The organism is Arthrobacter terricola (genome assembly GCF_004354015.1).
Classification (GTDB): Bacteria; Actinomycetota; Actinomycetes; order Actinomycetales; family Micrococcaceae; genus Arthrobacter; species Arthrobacter terricola.
This window is the reverse complement of sequence record NZ_SMRU01000007.1, coordinates 60,929-79,159: the sequence shown is the minus strand read 5'-3', so window position 1 is coordinate 79,159 and position 18,231 is coordinate 60,929. Positions and strand designations below refer to the sequence as shown.

General features: G+C 64.4%; 15 protein-coding genes. 10 read left to right on the top strand and 5 right to left on the bottom strand.

What is annotated here, in order from left to right; genetic code table 11:
• Positions 1-89 precede the first annotated feature (89 nt).
• The 5 genes from gcl to bcp all read left to right on the top strand — a co-directional run bounded on the left by gcl (position 90) and on the right by bcp (position 5,659).
• A complete protein-coding gene (gene gcl / locus E1809_RS07450; protein ID WP_133203594.1) occupies positions 90-1,868 on the top strand; it encodes a glyoxylate carboligase in 1,779 nt (592 codons plus the stop codon).
• Positions 1,869-1,894: 26 nt separating this feature from the next.
• Positions 1,895-3,118 carry a glycerate kinase gene (locus tag E1809_RS07445; protein WP_133203593.1) on the top strand — a complete coding sequence of 408 codons (1,224 nt, stop codon included), beginning with the start codon at positions 1,895-1,897 and terminating at the stop codon, positions 3,116-3,118.
• Positions 3,111-4,472: an allantoinase AllB gene (allB, locus tag E1809_RS07440; protein ID WP_133203592.1), complete on the top strand. Its 1,362-nt coding sequence runs from the start codon at positions 3,111-3,113 to the stop codon at positions 4,470-4,472. The genes E1809_RS07445 and allB overlap by 8 nt, the downstream gene beginning before the upstream one ends.
• A 7-nt stretch (positions 4,473-4,479) precedes the next feature.
• Complete coding sequence (locus E1809_RS07435; RefSeq protein ID WP_133203591.1) at positions 4,480-5,124, top strand: winged helix-turn-helix domain-containing protein; 645 nt, start codon at positions 4,480-4,482, stop codon at positions 5,122-5,124.
• Positions 5,125-5,191: 67 nt separating this feature from the next.
• Entirely contained in the window at positions 5,192-5,659 is a 468-nt protein-coding gene (gene bcp / locus E1809_RS07430; RefSeq protein WP_133203590.1) for a thioredoxin-dependent thiol peroxidase, read from the top strand.
• Positions 5,660-6,310: 651 nt separating this feature from the next.
• On the opposite strand, the gene E1809_RS07425 is transcribed toward bcp, so the two are convergent.
• On the bottom strand, positions 6,311-7,405 hold the full coding sequence (locus tag E1809_RS07425; protein WP_133203589.1) for a pyridoxal-phosphate-dependent aminotransferase family protein: 1,095 nt from the start codon (positions 7,403-7,405) through the stop codon (positions 6,311-6,313).
• Positions 7,406-7,647: 242 nt separating this feature from the next.
• On the opposite strand from E1809_RS07425, the gene uraD reads away from it, so the two are divergent.
• The 5 genes from uraD (at position 7,648) to purM (ending at position 11,784) form a co-directional block, all read left to right on the top strand.
• Positions 7,648-8,172 carry a 2-oxo-4-hydroxy-4-carboxy-5-ureidoimidazoline decarboxylase gene (uraD, locus tag E1809_RS07420; RefSeq protein WP_133203588.1) on the top strand — a complete coding sequence of 175 codons (525 nt, stop codon included), beginning with the start codon at positions 7,648-7,650 and terminating at the stop codon, positions 8,170-8,172.
• Positions 8,169-8,510, top strand: a complete 342-nt coding sequence (gene uraH / locus E1809_RS07415) for a hydroxyisourate hydrolase (protein WP_133203587.1) — start codon at positions 8,169-8,171, stop codon at positions 8,508-8,510. The genes uraD and uraH overlap by 4 nt, the downstream gene beginning before the upstream one ends.
• Positions 8,511-8,615: 105 nt before the next feature.
• Entirely contained in the window at positions 8,616-8,954 is a 339-nt protein-coding gene (locus E1809_RS07410) for a hypothetical protein (RefSeq protein ID WP_133203586.1), read from the top strand.
• 62 nt (positions 8,955-9,016) lie between these two features.
• Positions 9,017-10,636, top strand: a complete 1,620-nt coding sequence (purF, locus tag E1809_RS07405) for an amidophosphoribosyltransferase (protein WP_133203585.1) — start codon at positions 9,017-9,019, stop codon at positions 10,634-10,636.
• Entirely contained in the window at positions 10,633-11,784 is a 1,152-nt protein-coding gene (gene purM, locus E1809_RS07400) for a phosphoribosylformylglycinamidine cyclo-ligase (protein WP_133203584.1), read from the top strand. Before purF ends, purM begins: the two co-directional genes overlap by 4 nt.
• 75 nt (positions 11,785-11,859) lie before the next feature.
• Here the strand turns inward: purM and E1809_RS07395 are convergent, their stop codons facing one another.
• From E1809_RS07395 to E1809_RS07380, 4 genes are all read right to left on the bottom strand, one after another.
• Positions 11,860-15,756: a beta-propeller fold lactonase family protein gene (locus E1809_RS07395; protein WP_133203583.1), complete on the bottom strand. Its 3,897-nt coding sequence runs from the start codon at positions 15,754-15,756 to the stop codon at positions 11,860-11,862.
• A 321-nt stretch (positions 15,757-16,077) separates the two neighbouring features.
• Positions 16,078-16,863 carry a VOC family protein gene (locus tag E1809_RS07390; RefSeq protein WP_205754125.1) on the bottom strand — a complete coding sequence of 262 codons (786 nt, stop codon included), beginning with the start codon at positions 16,861-16,863 and terminating at the stop codon, positions 16,078-16,080.
• 59 nt (positions 16,864-16,922) lie between these two features.
• On the bottom strand, positions 16,923-17,903 hold the full coding sequence (locus tag E1809_RS07385) for a TIGR03086 family metal-binding protein (RefSeq protein ID WP_133203582.1): 981 nt from the start codon (positions 17,901-17,903) through the stop codon (positions 16,923-16,925).
• Complete coding sequence (locus E1809_RS07380; protein ID WP_133203581.1) at positions 17,900-18,229, bottom strand: ArsR/SmtB family transcription factor; 330 nt, start codon at positions 18,227-18,229, stop codon at positions 17,900-17,902. The genes E1809_RS07385 and E1809_RS07380 overlap by 4 nt, the downstream gene beginning before the upstream one ends.
• Positions 18,230-18,231: the final 2 nt, after the last annotated feature.

Genomic DNA, 18,231 nt, shown 5'->3' with positions numbered 1-18,231 from the left:
GGAACCACCCCTCTTGAGGGTCTTATCTGTCCACAAACTCGCTTCAGCACACCCAAAAACAGACTTCACAGCCCATTTAGGAGCACACCATGACGAAGATGCGCACTGTTGACGCAGCCGTCGCCATCCTGGCAAAGGAAGGCGCCACCGAGGCGTTCGGCCTGCCAGGGGCGGCAATCAACCCCTTCTACTCCGCGATGCGGGCCCACGGCGGCATCCGCCACACCCTGGCCCGCCACGTTGAAGGCGCCAGCCACATGGCTGACGGCTACTCCCGCGCAGCGGACGGCAACATCGGTATCTGCATCGGCACCTCCGGCCCGGCCGGCACCGACATGATCACCGGCCTGTACGCAGCCTGGGCAGACTCCATCCCCATGCTCTGCATCACCGGCCAGGCCCCCGTCGCCAAGCTGCACAAGGAAGACTTCCAGGCCGTGGACATCGAGTCCATCGCCGCCCCGGTCACCAAGATGGCCATGACCATCCTGGAACCGGGCCAGGTTCCCGGCGCCTTCCAGAAGGCCTTCCAGCTCATGCGCTCCGGCCGTCCGGGCCCGGTCCTGCTGGACCTCCCCTTCGACGTGCAGATGGCCGAGATCGAATTCGACATCGACGCCTACGAGCCCATCACCGTCGAGAAGCCCAAGGCCAGCCGCAAGCAGCTGGAAAAGGCACTGGACATGCTCACCGCCGCACAGCGCCCGCTGATCGTCGCCGGCGGCGGCATCATCAACGCCGGCGCATCCGCGCAGCTGGTTGAACTGGCCGAGATCCTCAACGTTCCCGTCATCCCCACCCTGATGGGCTGGGGCACCATCCCGGACGACCACCAGCTCATGGCCGGCATGGTCGGCCTCCAAACGAGCCACCGCTACGGCAACGAGACCATGCTGCAGAGCGATTTCGTGATCGGCATCGGCAACCGCTGGGCCAACCGCCACACCGGCGGCCTGGACACCTACACCGCCGGCCGCAAGTTCGTGCACATCGACATCGAACCCACCCAGATCGGCCGCGTGTTCTCCCCGGACCTGGGCATCACCTCCGACGCCGGTGCAGCGCTGGACGGGCTGATCGAGATCGCCCGCGAACGCCAGGGCGCCAAGTCCCTGCCGGACTACACCGCATGGGTTGCCGACTGCATCGCCCGCAAGGGATCCCTGCAGCGCAAGACCCACTTCGAGAACGTGCCGATCAAGCCGCAGCGCGTGTACGAAGAGATGAACAAGGCCTTCGGCAAGGACACCACCTACGTGTCCACCATCGGCTTGTCGCAGATCGCCGGCGCGCAGTTGCTGCACGTTTTCGGCCCGCGCAAGTGGATCAACGCCGGCCAGGCAGGTCCCTTGGGCTGGACCGCTCCGGCCGCCCTCGGCGTCGTGCGCGGCAAGCCGGACGAGACTGTGGTTGCCCTCTCCGGTGACTACGACTTCCAGTTCATGATCGAGGAACTCGCCGTCGGCGCGCAGTTCAACCTGCCGTACATCCACGTTGTGGTGAACAACTCGTACCTGGGCCTGATCCGCCAATCCCAGCGCGGCTTCAACATGGAACAAAACGTGTCCCTGGCATTCGAGAACATCAACAGCCCCGAAACAAACGGCTACGGCGTGGACCACGTCAAGGTCTCCGAGGGCTTGGGCTGCAAGGCAATCCGCGTGGAGAACCCCTCAGACCTGCCCGCCGCCTTCGACAAAGCCAAGGCACTCATGGACGAGTTCAAGGTTCCGGTGGTGGTCGAAGTGATCCTGGAGAAGATCACCAACATCTCCATGGGCGTTGAAATCAACGGCGTGAACGAGTTCGAGGAACTGGCAGAGCGCGGCGCGGACGCCCCGACGTCGATCATCTCGATGCTGGACTAGCCTGCTGGATTAGGAAGAGGTACGGAATGCGTGTGGTCATTGCCCCGGACAAGTTCAAGGGCTCGCTCTCGGCGCCCGAGGTCGCCAGCCGCTTGGCTTCCGGACTGCGGTCCGGCTTCGCGGCGAAGAACCCGGGCGAGGGTTTTGAGGCCACGCTCATTCCAGTGGCCGACGGCGGCGAGGGGACTCTCGACGCCGCCGTCGGCTCCGGTTTCACCCGCCGGAGCGCCACGGTCACCGGCCCGCTGGGCGAGCCGGTCACGGCCGAGTTCGCGGTCCGCGGCGGGGAAGCGGTCATCGAAATGGCCGCGGCTTCCGGGCTCGCGGTCCTCCCCGGCTTCGGCGATGGCACGGCCCCCAACCCGGCCACCGCCCAAAACGCCACGAGCCAAGGAACAGGCGAACTCATCCGCGCCGCTTTGGACCTTGGTTGCCGGCACATCATCCTCGGCGTTGGCGGCAGCGCCAACACTGACGGCGGCGCCGGAGTCCTGCAGGGGCTCGGTGCCGTCCTCCTCGACGCCGACGGCCAGGAACTCCCCGGCGGCGGCGCGGCACTGGCCCGCCTGGACCGGATCGACTTCTCGAATTTCGACGTCCGCCTCGAGGCCACCGAATTCGTGTTGGCGTCCGACGTCGACAATCCCCTTTTGGGCCGCACCGGCGCCGCCGCGATCTTCGGACCGCAGAAGGGCGCGACGCCGGACGACGTCGCGACGCTCGACGCCGCCCTGGCCCGCTTCGTGGAGGTCCTCGCCGCCGAGATCGGTTCCGAAGCCCAGGACGCCGCGAGCGCTCCGGGCGCGGGTGCGGCAGGCGGCGTCGGCTACATTGCCATCGCGGCGCTGCACGCGGCGCGCAGGCCTGGTATCGACGTCGTGCTCGAATTCACCGAACTTGAAGAGCGCCTGGCTGACGCCGACCTCGTGATCACGGGCGAAGGCAGCCTCGATGAACAGAGCCTGCTCGGCAAGACACCCATGGGCGTGGCCCGCGCGGCAGCCCGTACGGGAACCCCTGTGATTGCGGTCTGTGGCCGCAGTACGCTGAGCCCGGAACAACTTTCGGAGTCCGGTTTCGAGTCGGTCCATGCATTGACCGACGTCGAAGCCAACGTAGCCAAATGCATAGCTGAAGCGGGTCCGCTGCTCGAAGAATTAGGTAGGCACATCGGCGTGCGCCTTACGGAAATTTCGGCATCCACCCAAGACGCAGCACGGATCGACACCAAGGAGCACCTCAATGTCTGAAGAAACCACCCCGGTCCACGGCCTGTTTGACTTGGTCATCCGTGGCCAGCGCATCCTCACCACTGCAGGCATCACTGCCCGCGAAGTTGGCATCCGGAACGGCGTGATCGTCGCGATCGAGCCTCTCGGAAACGGCCTTCAGGGCACCGAAGTGATCGACCTCGCCGACGACGAAACCCTCATCCCCGGCCTCGTGGACACCCACGTCCACGTCAACGAGCCCGGCCGCACCGAGTGGGAAGGCTTCGCCTCCGCTACCCGCGCGGCGGCTGCCGGCGGCGTGACCACCATCATCGACATGCCGCTGAACTCGATCCCGCCCACCACTAACGTGGAAGGCCTCAAGCTCAAGCGCGAAGTGGCCGAGGATCAGGCGTTCGTGGACGTCGGATTCTGGGGCGGTGCCATTCCCGGCAACAAGTCCGACCTCCGTCCGTTGCACGACGAAGGCGTTTTCGGCTTCAAGTGCTTCCTGCTCCACTCCGGCGTGGACGAGTTCCCGCACCTCGAAGCGGACGAGATGGAAGAGGACATGGCCGAGCTCAAGTCCTTCGACTCCCTCATGATCGTGCACGCCGAGGACTCCCACGCGATCGACCACGCACCCCACCCCGGCGGTGCCCACTACTCCACGTTCCTTGCCTCCCGCCCCCGAGGTGCCGAGAACAAGGCGATCGCCGAGGTCATCGAACGGGCCCGCTGGACCGGTGCGCGTGCGCACATCCTGCACCTTTCGTCGTCGGACGCCCTGCCGATGATCGCTTCGGCAAAGCGCGACGGCGTCCGCCTCACCGTTGAGACGTGCCCGCACTACCTCACCCTCATGGCCGAGGAAATTCCCGACGGCGCCACCGCCTACAAGTGCTGCCCGCCCATCCGCGAAGCCTCCAACCGCGAGTTGCTCTGGCAGGGCCTGCAGGACGGCACCATCGACTGCATCGTCTCGGACCACTCCCCTTCGACCCTTGACCTCAAGGACCTCGAAAACGGCGATTTCGCCGTCGCCTGGGGTGGCGTGTCCTCGCTCCAGCTGGGCCTCTCCCTGATCTGGACCGAAGCCCGGCACCGCGGCATCCCGCTTGAACAGGTCGTGTCCTGGATGTCCGAGAAGCCGGCATCGTTGGCCGGGCTGCACAACAAGGGCCAACTGGCTTTGGGCTACGACGCGGACTTCTCGATCTTCGCGCACGACGACGCGTTCGTCGTCGACGTCAAGAAGCTCAAGCACAAGAACCCGATCACGCCGTACGACGGCAAGGCGCTTTCCGGCGTCGTACGCAAGACCTACCTGCGCGGCCACGAGATCGACGGACGCACGCCCAGCGGCAAGCTGATTCGCCGCGGCGGCGTCTAAGGGCGCCATGGCCGTCAACGTCCACGCCCCGTACGGAAAGCTGCCCGATCGGCTGAATCCCTCGCGGCACCAGGCTGCCCCACCGCGGCCGGCCCTGCATCCGCGCGGCCTGGCCCTGTGGGTGCAGCCCGGCGAAGGCCAGGACATCGACCCGGCGGTCTGGGCAAAGGCCGCTGAAGCGGTCCTGGCCCGCGCCCGCAAACTTGCTCCGGGGGCGGAAGTCCTCCTTTGGCCCGCCGCCGGAGCAGCAAAGTCCGGCGATGACGAGTCCGACGCCGGAAATCGCCCCGCTGCTGCCACCAACCCGCCGGTCTCCCTGGCCGTGCGACGCAGCAGCGTGGCAGTGGACCTGGCCGCGGACACCGTGCTCCTGGACGGTGTCCCGGTCAGCTTCACCGCGATGGAACACAGTCTCCTCCGGTACCTCGTGGAGAACTTGTCCCGGGCCATCCCACGTGAAGAATTGCAACGCTTCCTGGAGTCACTTGACTGTCCCGGCGCGGCATTCCGGTCGATCGACGTGTATGTTGGACGCGTCCGGCGCAAGCTGGGCTCCGGCCGCCACGTCATCGCCACCGTGCGTGGAGGCGGCTACCAATTTGTACCCGGACCAGGCAGCACCGTCCGCGGACCCGCGGAATACTGCATCTAGGCAGCCTGTTACACCAATAGATTGATCGCCGGCCACGGCGGTTGCCCGACAAGTCAAGGATCGCAACATGACCCAGAAACTCCTCGCCGGAACCCAGGCCCCCGATTTCGCGCTGCTTAACTCCGAGGGCCAGAAGGTAGCCCTGTCCGATTACCGCGGACGCAACGTCATCGTCTACTTCTACCCCGAAGCCGCGACCCCCGGCTGCACCACCGAGGCTTGCGACTTCCGCGACAGCCTTGCCAGCCTGCAGTCCTCGGGCTACGAAGTGCTCGGCATTTCCCCTGACGCCCCGGAAAAGATCGCCCGCTTCGCCGGCGACTTCTCGCTCACCTTCCCCCTGCTCTCCGACGAAGACCACGCCGTGGCCCTCGCCTACGGTGCCTGGGGCGAAAAGCTGCGCGACGGTGAGATCGTCGAAGGCCTGGTCCGCTCCACCGTCGTGCTCGACCCCGAAGGCAAGGTCAAGCTCACCCAGTACCAGGTCCAGGCACAGGGCCACGTCGCGGCGCTGAAGACCGAACTGGGCCTGTAACGCTAGCTCACGTAAGACCACCAATGAAGTAATCCTCCTGCGGTCATCTGCAGGAGGATTACTTCATTCCCGATCAATCGTGTGCAAGCGGCGTTGTAGATCCGCCCACGTAGTGCCCCGGGCGCAATGCGAATTGCGTGCGGGAACAAAGCGAGAATCGCCGAGTTCCACATACGTTGATCATGCCGAGACGTAAACATTTTCTGCCAAAAGACAAACTTCAGTTCTGCGATGACCGCCGTAAAACCTAGTTAGGGCATCGGAGACAGCGTTCCGAACGGGCACAGACAGAGCGGCGTGAATAGCAGCTTGCGTGGCGGGTTTGGCATAAGGCATGACCTTATCGTAAAGTCATTACCACGAGTCGCGAGTTTCGTGGGCTGAGGCCCCCCTCGCGGACAAAAGATGTAACGAGGAGCCCGCCAATTGGCGGGCTCTTTGCTTTGGGCACTCAATTGAGTGTCGCCGTCGCCGTTTGTGGGTCCAAACGCGGGCGGGGCCGCGTCCACCACTCAATTTCGGCCAAATCACCACCTAATGTGGCCATCCGCGCCACCTAATCGGCGACGGCAAATCCTATGCTCGACTACGCCGGTGTTCGCGCTGCCGTAGTTGGGGGAGGCAGCGCGGACACAGGTGTCGGTTACTGCGTCACGCTTTGGCGATTGCCTCCTGAAGAGCGCCGAGAACCAATTGCACCGAGGCCCTGTTGGCGTTCGGGCCCATCATCCCGATCCGCCACACTGAGCTCGCGAACGCACCCGCCCCGGCACCGATCTCGATACTGAAGTTCTGCAAAAGGTAAGCGCGGACGGCGGCCGAATCGACGCCGTCGGGCACTTTCACAGTGGTGAGGCTAGGCAACCGCGACCCCTCGGCGGCGAACAATTCCAGTCCCATCGCTTCGAGTCCGTCGCGCAACTCCGAGCCGGCCGCCTGATGGCGGGCCTGGACGACGTCGAGCCCTTCGGACAGTATGCGGTCCAACCCGGCCTCAAGCCCGGCGATCATCGCCACAGGCGCGGTGTGGTGATAAGTCCGGCTACCGGTCGCCGCCCCGACATAACCCCCAAGGAGCCCGATATCCAAGTACCAGGACCGTGGATCCTTGATGCGCCGTTCGAAGGCCCGGTCCGACACCGTGAAGGGAGACAAACCCGGCGGGACCCCGAGGCACTTCTGCGTGCAGGCGTAGCCGACGTCGATCCCCCAGTCGTCTGCGAGCAGCTCCAGGCCACCGATGGAGGTCACCGCATCGACGATCAGCAGCGCGTCGCCCTTTCCGGCGCCCAGGGGTTCGACGTCGGACAGGACACCCGTGGAGGTTTCCGCATGGACCGCTGCAATCACCTTGGGATGCGGGTGCGCGGCAAGGACGCGTTCCGCGTCAACGGGCTGGCCCCATTCGTGATCGACGCGAAGTACGGTGGCCCCGCAACGCCGGGCGATCTCGCACATGCGCTCCCCGAAAAGTCCGTTGACGGCAATTACCGCCACATCGCCGTCGGACACTGTGTTGACGAAAGCTGCTTCCATGCCCCCGGAACCGGTGGCGCTCAGTGGCAGCGTGCGGGAATTCCTGGTGCCCCAGACCTCCCGCAGGCCCTCGCAGGTCCGGTCCAGCCGTTCTATGAACAACGGATCCAAATGCCCGATCACCGGGTACGCGAGCGCGGCGGTCACCTCCGGATAGCAATTGCTTGGGCCGGGGCCGAAGAGATAACGGGAAGTCAGGACCTCTGGCATGGCGGAACTCCTTTGGCTCGTTGCTGACATTGTCCACCCGAGAGCATCCACGGGCGAGGGAAGCTGCGGTATTCTCTTGACACTGCGGCGCCGATTGGATTCACTATTACGTATGCTGAAATAACAGTTCCATGATGCGGAAGACTTGTTGTGCGATAACGCAAGTCCATCCGGCACCAATCGCCGGAGTTCCGCATAGCCAACACCATGGATGCCAGCACTCGCACGAGGAATGAACAAGCATGCAGCTTGACGTATTCAACAGCGTGGACCGTGCGGACGCGATTGACGTCCTGCGCCCATGCCTCGACATCCAACGCTGGATAGAGAACATCGCCGACGCGCGCCCGTTCAACAGCGTGGACTCTTTGCTCAGCTTCGCCGGGGAAACGGCCGAGCCATTTACGGCGGACGAAGTCGCCGCCGCCATGGCTCACCACCCCCGGATCGGCGAACGGCCCAAGGCGCAGACCACCGAAGCCGCGATGTCCCGCTCCGAACAGGCCGGCGTCGACCCCGGCGACGACGGCATCGCCGCCGCCTTGGCGGCCGGCAACAAGGAGTACGAGGCCGCGTTCGACCGGGTCTTCCTGATCCGCGCCGCCGGACGGACCGCGCCTGAAATCCTGGCCTCGCTCCAAGAGCGCCTCGGCCATACCCCCGAAGAAGAAGACGTCATTGTCGCGGGCCAGTTGCGCGAAATCGCGTTGCTCCGCCTTGCCGGAGTGATCAGTGCCGACGCCGTCAACGAAGGAGCCAAAGCATGAGCGTTTCCCAAATCACCACCCACATCCTGGACACCGGTTCCGGGCGCCCGGCGGCGGGCGTCGCCGTCGTGCTTTACGTCCGGGACGGCGACAAATGGCTGCAGGTCGCGAGCGGCGCGACCGACGCCGACGGCCGGATCAAGGATCTCGGCCCGGAAAGGCTCGACGGCGGTACGTACCGCCTGAACTTCGAGACGGGTCCGTACTACGCGGCGCAGGGGGTGGACACCTTCTTCCCGGAAGTTGACTTGAGCTTCACGGTGTCCGACGCCGGCGAGCACTACCACGTGCCCCTGCTGCTCAGCCCGTTCGCCTTCTCGACCTACCGAGGCAGCTGACCCTCTCCCGAGTTTGTGTACAGCTCGCACCCCTTAAGCGCGCTCTTAAGCGCGCTCTTAACGGGCATTATCTGTACACAAACTCGGGGCGGTAGTCTGGAAGGCATGGTTTCTGAGCATTCACACATCGTCGGCGCGTCCGAGGGCAGCAACCCGGAGCGTCGGGGGATCACCGTCCGGCGTGCTCCGAAGTTCGTTCCGTTCATGATCCTGGGCGGCGTGCTCGGCATCATCGTCGCCGCTTTCGTGGCCTACGGAATACCCGGGGACACCAGCTTCGATACCGGCGCGGTCTTTGGATTCTTCCTTGTCTCGTTCGCCGCGACAGGCGTCCTGCTCGGTTGCGTGGCCGCTCTGGTCTTCGACAAGATCAGCCTGAAGCGCTCGGAACGTGCCGTCGTCGAGTCCGTCCCGCACGCGCCCGAGGACGACGAAGAAGCATAGGATCCCGGTCACAAAGTCGCGTGAGGGAAAATACCACGCCAACATCATGCGACAATTGACCAGTGGCACGTGGCGACGGAAAACTTTCTCATGATCTTCTCCCCGACGAAAAAGGACCCCAGGACGCTTGTGGCGTCTTCGGCGTCTGGGCTCCGGGCGAAGAGGTAGCAAAACTCACCTATTACGGGCTGTACGCGCTGCAGCACCGCGGACAAGAATCGGCTGGTATCGCTACCAGTGACGGCAAGCGCATCAACGTCTACAAGGACATGGGCCTCGTATCCCAGGTCTTCGACGAAACAACCCTCAACACCCTGACTGGGCACCTCGCCGTCGGCCACTGCCGCTACTCCACCACCGGAGCAAGCCACTGGGCCAACGCGCAGCCCACCCTGGGTGCAACCGCCACCGGAACAGTGGCCCTCGCCCACAACGGCAACCTCACCAACACCGCCGAACTCCGCGAAATGATCCTTGAGCGCAACGGCGGACAACTGACCGGCGAAATGAAGCAGGGCAACACCTCGGACACCGCCCTGGTCACGGCCCTCTTGGAAGGCGAAGAGGGCAAGACCCTCGAGCAGACCGCCATGGAGCTGCTGCCCAAGATCCGCGGCGGCTTCTGCTTCGTCTTCATGGACGAAGGCACCCTCTACGCAGCCCGCGATACCTACGGGATCCGCCCGCTGTGCCTCGGCCGCCTGGACCGCGGCTGGGTTGTCGCGTCCGAACAGGCCGGCCTCGCCACGGTCGGCGCGTCCTTCATCCGCGAGATCGAGCCTGGCGAATTCATCGCCATTGACGAAAACGGCGTCCGCTCCCAGCGTTTCGCGGAGCCGACGCCGGCCGGTTGCGTTTTCGAATACGTCTACCTGGCACGCCCCGACGCAGCAATCGGCGGCCGTTCCGTGTACGAGTCCCGCGTGGAAATGGGCCGCCAGTTGGCCCGCGAAAACACCCACGAGGCAGACATCGTCATCCCCGTCCCGGAGTCCGGTACTCCTGCCGCCGTTGGATACGCCGAAGAATCCGGCATCCCGTTCGCGCACGGCTTCGTCAAGAACGCCTACGTGGGCCGCACCTTCATCCAGCCGTCGCAGACGCTGCGCCAGCTGGGCATCCGCCTCAAGCTCAACGCCCTCGAGTCCGTGATCCGCGGCAAGCGCGTAGTCGTGGTGGACGATTCGATCGTCCGCGGCAACACCCAGCGCGCCATCGTCCGGATGCTTCGTGAAGCCGGGGCAGCGAGCGTCCACGTGAAGATCTCGTCCCCGCCGGTCCAGTGGCCGTGCTTCTACGGCATCGACTTCGCATCCCGCGCCGAGCTCATCGCCAACGGTGCCACCGTGGAGGAAATCTCCCAGGCGATCGGCGCCGATTCGCTGGCCTACATCTCCGAAGACGGCATGATCGGCGCCACCATGCAGCCGCGCGAACGCCTCTGCACCGCGTGCTTTACGGGCAAGTACCCCATCGAGCTTCCCGGCTCGGACAAACTGGGCAAGAACCTCCTGGAACGTACCGACCTCGGCGGGCTGCCGACGTCGGACGCCGCCTCCGAAGCGGAGGACGCGGACACCGAGGATCCCGCAGAGAAGCCGGGCGCCACGGGCTGCGACCCCGGACCCGACGCCGAGTTTGAGAACCTGCTGACCGACGCCGATAAGAAAGAGTCTGTATGACCTCCGCATCCCCCTCCGCCGAGAACTCGACCGGCATCACCTACGCGTCCGCCGGCGTCGACGTCGAAGCGGGAGACCGCGCCGTCGAACTCATGAAGGGCGCCGTCAAGGCGACCCACAACAGCTCGGTGCTCGGCGGCGTCGGCGGATTCGCCGGCCTGTACGACGTCTCCAAGCTGCTCACCTACAAGAAGCCGCTGCTGGCCACCTCCACGGACGGCGTCGGCACCAAGGTGGCCATCGCGCAGGCCATGGACATCCACGACACCATCGGTTTCGACCTCGTCGGCATGGTTGTGGACGACATCGTGGTGGTCGGTGCTGAGCCGCTGTTCATGACGGACTACATCGCGTGCGGCAAGGTCGTCCCCGAGCGCATCGCGGACATTGTCCGTGGCATCGCGGCTGCCTGTTCCGTGGCCGGCACTGCGCTGGTTGGCGGCGAAACTGCTGAGCACCCCGGCTTGCTGGGCGAGCACGAGTACGACGTCGCCGGTGCAGCTACCGGCGTTGTCGAAGCCGACTCCCTGCTTGGTCCGGACCGCGTCCGCGCCGGCGACGTCGTGATCGGCATGGCTTCCTCGGGCCTGCACTCGAACGGTTACTCCCTGGTTCGCCGCGTCATCAACCACGCCGGTTGGGCCCTGGATCGCCAGGTCTCCGAACTCGGCCGCACCCTCGGCGAGGAACTGCTCGAGCCCACGCGCGTCTACGCCGCGGATTGCCTCGACCTCGCACGGGCATTCCCCGTTGGCGCTTCTGGCGGGTCCGTGAATGGCTTCAGCCACGTCACCGGTGGCGGCCTGGCTGCCAACCTGGCCCGCGTCCTGCCGCAGGGCCTCGTGGCCACCGTGGACCGCGCTACGTGGGAACTGCCCGCCATCTTCAAGCTCGTCTCCGAGCTCGGCAACGTGCCGCTGTCTGACCTTGAGCGCACGCTCAACCTGGGCGTCGGAATGGTGGCCGTGGTCTCCCCCGAGATCGCCGATGCCGCCGTGGCCCGCCTCAACGAGCGCGGCCTGCCGTCCTGGATCATGGGTACCGTTGCTGCGGACTCCCCGTCCGTGGACAAGAGCGGCCCGGACTACGTCCAGGGCGCCAAGGGTGTCGACGGCGGCGCCGTGCGCCTCGTGAACGCCTACGCTTAGAGTTTCTGGCACTAGGAAGCCCCGGCCGGCCCAGTTCGATTGGGCCCGCCGGGGCTTTTTGCTACGAAGGATCAGCTAGCCGTCGGTGTCAACGGTTTGCAGCGCGCCGAAGAGGTTGTGCTGCGGTGCGGGCATCTCGCTGTCCTCGCCACGGACGGCCTTCCAGAGTTCCCGGTTCAATGCGTCGGGATCTGCCTGGTCCGGATGGCCCGACATCTCTTCCTCGGTCATGACCAGTGAGCGGTTGACCGCAGGAGTCAACGACGCGCTGCTCATCGTCACCGGAGCCGCCGCTGCGGGCGCTTGGGAACCGGGCGCTTGGGAACCGGGCGCTTGGGAACCGGGCGCCGCCGTCGTACTGGACGCCGCTGCACCAGCCGCACTTCCGACGGGGGCCGCATACGCAACCGAAATCGGGTAGGAGCCCACCTTGATCGGCGTTCCAGCCGCTCCCGTTGCCGTGGTGATGGGGATCAACTGGCCCGTTCCGGCGGATGTCACGTAGATGATGGCATCGTCGGCGCCGAGCGCAACGGCAGTCAGCGCCTGGCCGGCAGCAAACGGAGCCTTGGCTGTTTCTGTCGCCACGTCGATTGGTGTCACAGTGTTCGCACCGGTATCGGCCACGTAGAGCGTCGCGCCATCCCGGGAGAGCAACACATTGAACGGTGTGGTACCTGCCGGGATAGCCTTACGTGCTGAACCACTCGCGAGGTCGATCGGCGTTATGTCGTTCGAACCCATGTTGGAGATGAAGGCAGTCTTGCCATCAGCGGTCACCGCGACTCCGAACGGTTGTTGGCCTGCGGCGATCGGCGCCTTGGCCGTCCGGGCCGCCGTGTCGACCAACGAGACGCTGTTTCCGTTCTTGTTCGCAACTACCAAGGTGGAACCATCAGGGGAAATGCCCAGGTTTTCCGGACCGGCTCCCACCGCGATCTTCGCTCCAGCAGTGCCACTGGCGACGTCGACCGGTTCGACGGCATTGTCGGAATAGTCGGCAACCCACAGCGTCTTGCTGTCGGGACTCACCGCGAGGCCGGCTGGGACCTTGCCCGTGGGGATCGTGGCGATGACGGCGTCCGAGGCCACATCGATCTCGGTGACCGAGTTCGAGTTCTGGTTGGCAACGAATACCTTGGTCTTGTCCGGGCTGGTCACCACTGTGCCGGGTCCTGCACCCACCGGGATCTCGGCGAGCGACTTGCCCGTGCTCAGGTCCACCGCTGAGACTGTGCCGCTGGAGAAATTGGCTACAAAGGCTTGCGGAATGGTGGCCACTCGCGGGTCCGGAATCACGGCTGCGATGGTTGCCTGCTGGGTTCCCGTCATGCGTCCGTCGATCGGGTAGTCCGCCTTCACGCTGAGAAGCTCCTGGCCCGGTGTGGCATTCGCCGGGACGTCGACTTTCCAGGAGACAGTCGCCGACGCTCCGGCCGCGATCGGGTCAAGAGGTGCAGCCGCCGACGGCGTGACGGTCCAGCCCGCGGGCGCGCCCAGCGACGCCTTGGCGTCCTTGAGCGTTGTGGCGCCACCGTTCGTCACTTTGCCCGTGACCGTAACCTGGCTTCCAGGCTTGAGCACCGTGCTGTCCATGCTGGCCGAGACCGACGGCGCCGCAACGGCGTCGTACGCCGCGAAATTGGGCTTGTTGGTGAACGAATAGATCATGGGCAGCGCCGCGGCATCGTACTGGGACATCGGAGATACGCCGAGGAAGAGCTCCATGGTTCGGAGCATCGAGACCTGGCTGTAGAAGTGGGAGTCCACGGACCCGGTCTGCGTGTAAGGGCTGATGACCTCGGCCACGGTCCGGTGCGCGTCCACGTGGTCCGGACCGCCTTGCGCGTCGTCCTCGACAACAAAGATGGCGGTCGACTTCCAGAATTGTGAATGCGAAACCTGGTCAACAATCTTGCCCAGGGCAAGATCGTTGTCAGCCACGAGCTGCTTGGCCGTGCCGCCACCGGCGGTGTGGTCTCGAGGAAGGTCGATGAACTGCATGGACGGAAGGTTGTCGTTGGCCTTGTACTGCTGGAATTCCTGGTTCCAGAGATCGAAGCGGTGTTGGTCGCTCACACCCATGTCGAACCACGGGAAGTTGTGCGCGGTGTTGGCATCCAAGAGCGGGTCATGTGCGCAGAAGGACCCGGCAGTACACTTCACGGCCTCGTTGGAGGCGATGGAACCGGACGGAACCACGAACTGGCCATAGTTGCGGAACGGGATTTTGTTCTGGGCCAGCTTGTCCCAGAGATAGGCGTGCGAGGGGTCCGGTCCGGCAGCTGCCACGTCGGGGTGGTAGCCCTCCGAATCATACTGTGAGCCGTTGCCGGCGTAACCCTGGGCCGTTCCGGTCTCGTTGTAAGGATTGGAGCTGGCCTGTGTGGCCCACTGCCAGCCGTTTTGGCTTACCTCGCCGTTGGCGTAGAAATTGTCCAGGGTGACGAACTGGTCGGCCAGCTTGTGGTGGTTGGGTGTGACATCCTTGCCGAAGATGGCTTGGGACGGATCGCCGTTGCCCTTGCCCATGTCGCCAAACACTTGGTCGTAGGTGCGGTTTTCCTTGACCACGTAGATCACGTGTTTGATCGGTGAATCCTCGCCGGGACGCCGCGGGACAATCGTCTCCGGCGAGCGCTGGCCTTGGTTCCCTTGGCCGCTTTGGCTACCTCGGCCGCCGTCGTCCCCCTTGTCGAAGCCGTTGTTTGAGCGCACCTGTTGGGTGTACTTGTCCAGCTGCTCCGTGTTCGGAGTGTCCACCAAGGACACGTAGCCCTTGAGCTGGCCCTCAATGTAGGGGTGGTTGTTGGGGTTGGAAGGGTCCGTGCCGGTGTTCGGTCCTGTACCGAGGCCTTTGGCGCTGGTCACCAGTAGCTTCTTGCCGTCCGGGCTGGGCTGTACGCCGGTGGGATACCACCCTGTGGGGATCAAGCCTTTGATCTTGCCGAAAGCTCCGGTCGGGGAAAGATCCACTACTGAAACGTCATTGTTTCCGCCGCCAGTGACGTACATCGTGTTTGCATCCGCGGACAACGCAAGGTTGGTGGGTTGGGTACCCGACGGCGCGCCCTTATATGGCGCCAGGGAGATGGTCGCAGAAACCTTGTTCTGGCTCGGATCGATGACTGAGACGGTGTCGCTGTCGCCGTTGGAGGCAAAGAGACGATGACCTACTTTGTCCATCACCAGGGTGTTGGGATGGGTTCCCACGGTGATCTCCGGCTTGGCGGTCAGGTTCAGTCCATCTACGTCAAACACGCTGAGCGTGTTGCCGCCCTGATTGCTTACATAGGCGGTCCGCCCGTTTTCGGCGAGCACCACCCCATAGGGGTAGGACCCGACGGCGGCCTGCTTGGTTTGTCCTGTGGCGACGTCCACTGCGATGAGCTGGCGGGACAACTGGCCAGTGGCATAGACCGTCTTGCCGTCCTGGGAGACCGCAACCGTCTGCGGGTAGCTCCCGGCGGGAAGCTTGAGCGACCGATTGACCGAGAGCTTTTGTGCCGAGGCGTCCCAATCCAACACCAGAATGGAATTCTTGTTGGCCGTGGCAAGGAAGACCTGTTTGCCGTCATGGCTGAAGACGAGACCCGGCGCTACGCCCTGCGGCACGGCGCCGTTGGAATTATCCAACTCGAGTTCCTGAAGGAGGTCGCCGTCCTTGACCTCCATCACCTGGATCGTCTGCTTGTTGTTGGCATTCTTGACGATATTTGGCACGAGCAAGGCTTTACCATCCGGCGAGAGGACCGCGTTCGCCGGGAAATACCCCGCTGCCTTCTGTTCACCGGCCGGGGTTACCTTCCAGCCCGCTGGGGTGACAGCCGTGCCGTCTCCCTGGGGGCCGGCATGCTGGGTGAAGGCGATAGTGGCCACCGCGGCGCCGCCGATCGCCAGGGATGCCGCAGTTGCTGCGGCAATAACGGGCCGTCGCCATACGGAGGCCCTTCGTTCTTTCGGATTGACCATGTTGGGGTCCTGTCTTCTGGATGGGTTGATCCAGCACCGGAGTTTTCCGCCGACGTCGGCCGGTGGCTCCAGTGCGCACGATCCGACTGTGCCCTGCTGGGAACAGTCGAATCAAGGCAGAACCATTGATGTATATACAAGTTCGGAGAATATTTGCTTAGGGTGCCTACAGTTCATCTTAAAGATGCCAAAATTAGGCAATGTGCCTTGAGATGAGGGCCTCAACTTGTATATTCAAGTGACGGAGGTTTGACGCAAAAAAGCGCTCCTCACCGGTACCAACCTCGGGACCGGTGGGGAGCGCTCGTTACGTGCGAGAGGCTACGCGCTTTCGCCGGCCATGACGCTGAAAGCCGCTCCAGCGGGATCGCCGAGGACCGCCATGCGGCCAATACCCGGCACATCGAACGCGGGTGCGAAGACCTGGGCACCGAGCTCCACGGCCTTCGTCACGGACTCGTCCACGCTGGCGACGTTGAAGTACGTCATCCAGAATGGCGGCACGCCTTCCATGGGAAGTTTCATGGCACCGGCCACGGACTTCCCGTCAACCACGAATTGGGTGTACTCCTGCAGATCGCCAGCTGCGGCGGTCTCGCTGGAGCATCCGGTCACTGCCTCGTAGAAGGCGACAGCCGCGGGGACGTCGTTCGTCTGCAGTTCACTCCATACGACTGTTCCGGGTTCGTTGACCAGACCGGCACCGTGATGGCTTCCCGCCTCCCAAAAACCGACCTGGGCACCGGTGGGATCCGCGGCAAAGAACATCCGCCCGCTGCCATTGGGAACGTTGTCCGGCGGGAACAGGATGTTTCCGCCGGCCGCAGCCGCACGCCCCGCCGCATCGTCGACCGAATCGACAGCGAGGTAGTTGGCCCAATAGGACGGCGCACCGGCTGCGGCCATGTCCGGCATCTGCTCCATCATGCCGGCCACGTATCGGTCCTGCAGTTTGGCCATGTAGTAGGTCATGCCATTTCCGGCATCCATCGAGTCCAGTTCCCAACCGAACAGATCACTGTAGAAGGCTTTGGAACCCTCAATGTCCGACGACGACAAGTCCACCCAACACGGAGTTCCCTGCTTGTAGCTATCAACCTGCGGCATTGCTGTCCTTTCGTTGAATTTTCATGAGCCTGAAAACGGAATCTACCCAGGCAGCCGATTTAGGAGAGAACGGCGCGGCCCGTGAAGGCAACCAAGCGCTCCAGGCTGGACGCCGTTTCGGCGACCTCCTGGGCCGGGGCGAAGCTTCCGCCCGCGCGCACCGGTTCGCTGATGGTGTTCTGGGCGAGAACCTCCACATAATCGGTCAGTTCATCGGCCACCGAAAGCTCGAGGCCGAGGGCCTTGGCGAAGTCCCAAGCGTGGACCAGGAACTCCAGGTTGAGGATCGATGCAACGATCGTGGCCGGGAGTTCCGCGAAGCCCATGTCCACCGTACCTTCGAGGCCGCGCCGGTAGAAGGCCTCGAGCGTCGGCTGAGCGAGGTCGGCGATGCGCACTTCGGGGGACTTAGCGGTGTCGTCGGCGACCTCGGCACCAAGGGCCTTTGCGATGCCGGCAACGGAACCAGCGAGGTGGTCAAGCAACTGCGCCACATTGAAGTCGGCGCAAGGGGTCTGCGTCTGGCGGTCGGCTTCGGTGATGTGCGCCAGCACCCGCTGCACGATCACGAGCGTCGCGTCAGCCGCCGTGAGCTCATTCAGCTCGGCAGGGGCCGCGGCCCATTCGTCCGCGCCAGCGTCGCCCACGGAGGCCTGGGCGACCAACCGATCGAGGTAGTGGTTCCACCCTTCGGCATGCGCGGCGACGGCTTCCGGCGTCGGGAGCCCTTCGTGCACCAGCCGCACGGACGTGCCGCCGTCGGCAGGCTCCAAGGTGATGGCCACGGTGGAGACGTTGTCCGCAGGGGCTCCGGGCTGCTCCCAGCCCCACGTGAACACGACACGCTTACCGGGCTCGATCTCGGTGAACGTTCCGGTCGCGTGGTGGCCCGGCGTGACAGTCCAGCGGTATTCGCCACCCACCCGCAGATCCACGCGGGCGGCGACGGTCTGCCAGCGGCGGAGGCGTTCGGGCTGGGTGATGAGTTCGAACGCTTGGTCGACGTTGAGGGGCAGAACAACGGTCTTGTCGTAAATCATGGTGATTCCTCACTTGTGGGAAGGCGGTCGGTGGTGAAGTTGCGGGCGTCATCAAGGAGCATGTCCAGTTCAGCGGTCCAGAACTGCTCAAACAGGATCCGGAGATTCCTCATGCCGAGCGTGTCCAAGCGGTAGAAACGGTTCCGCCCCTCCTTGCGGGCGGTAACAAGCCCTACCTCCTCCAACAGCAGTAAGTGCTGCGAGACGGCGGATCTGCTCACCGTGAATTCGGCAGCCAACTCCGTGACGGTGCGCTCCCCCGCCGCAAGCATGTGCAGCAGGCGCCGTCGATTCGGCTCCGCGGCAACTTCCAGTGGGTCGAGCATGC

Bases quoted from the DNA above. Each gene is read 5' to 3' on its own strand.
- gcl (WP_133203594.1), top strand. From the start codon at position 90: ATGACGAAGATGCGCACTGTTGACGCAGCCGTCGCCATCCTGGCAAAG.
- E1809_RS07445 (WP_133203593.1), top strand. From the start codon at position 1,895: ATGCGTGTGGTCATTGCCCCGGACAAGTTCAAGGGCTCGCTCTCGGCG.
- allB (WP_133203592.1), top strand. From the start codon at position 3,111: ATGTCTGAAGAAACCACCCCGGTCCACGGCCTGTTTGACTTGGTCATC.
- E1809_RS07435 (WP_133203591.1), top strand. From the start codon at position 4,480: ATGGCCGTCAACGTCCACGCCCCGTACGGAAAGCTGCCCGATCGGCTG.
- bcp (WP_133203590.1), top strand. From the start codon at position 5,192: ATGACCCAGAAACTCCTCGCCGGAACCCAGGCCCCCGATTTCGCGCTG.
- E1809_RS07425 (WP_133203589.1), bottom strand. From the start codon at position 7,405: ATGCCAGAGGTCCTGACTTCCCGTTATCTCTTCGGCCCCGGCCCAAGC.
- uraD (WP_133203588.1), top strand. From the start codon at position 7,648: ATGCAGCTTGACGTATTCAACAGCGTGGACCGTGCGGACGCGATTGAC.
- uraH (WP_133203587.1), top strand. From the start codon at position 8,169: ATGAGCGTTTCCCAAATCACCACCCACATCCTGGACACCGGTTCCGGG.
- E1809_RS07410 (WP_133203586.1), top strand. From the start codon at position 8,616: ATGGTTTCTGAGCATTCACACATCGTCGGCGCGTCCGAGGGCAGCAAC.
- purM (WP_133203584.1), top strand. From the start codon at position 10,633: ATGACCTCCGCATCCCCCTCCGCCGAGAACTCGACCGGCATCACCTAC.
- E1809_RS07395 (WP_133203583.1), bottom strand. From the start codon at position 15,756: ATGGTCAATCCGAAAGAACGAAGGGCCTCCGTATGGCGACGGCCCGTT.
- E1809_RS07390 (WP_205754125.1), bottom strand. From the start codon at position 16,863: ATGCCGCAGGTTGATAGCTACAAGCAGGGAACTCCGTGTTGGGTGGAC.
- E1809_RS07385 (WP_133203582.1), bottom strand. From the start codon at position 17,903: ATGATTTACGACAAGACCGTTGTTCTGCCCCTCAACGTCGACCAAGCG.
- E1809_RS07380 (WP_133203581.1), bottom strand. From the start codon at position 18,229: ATGCTCGACCCACTGGAAGTTGCCGCGGAGCCGAATCGACGGCGCCTG.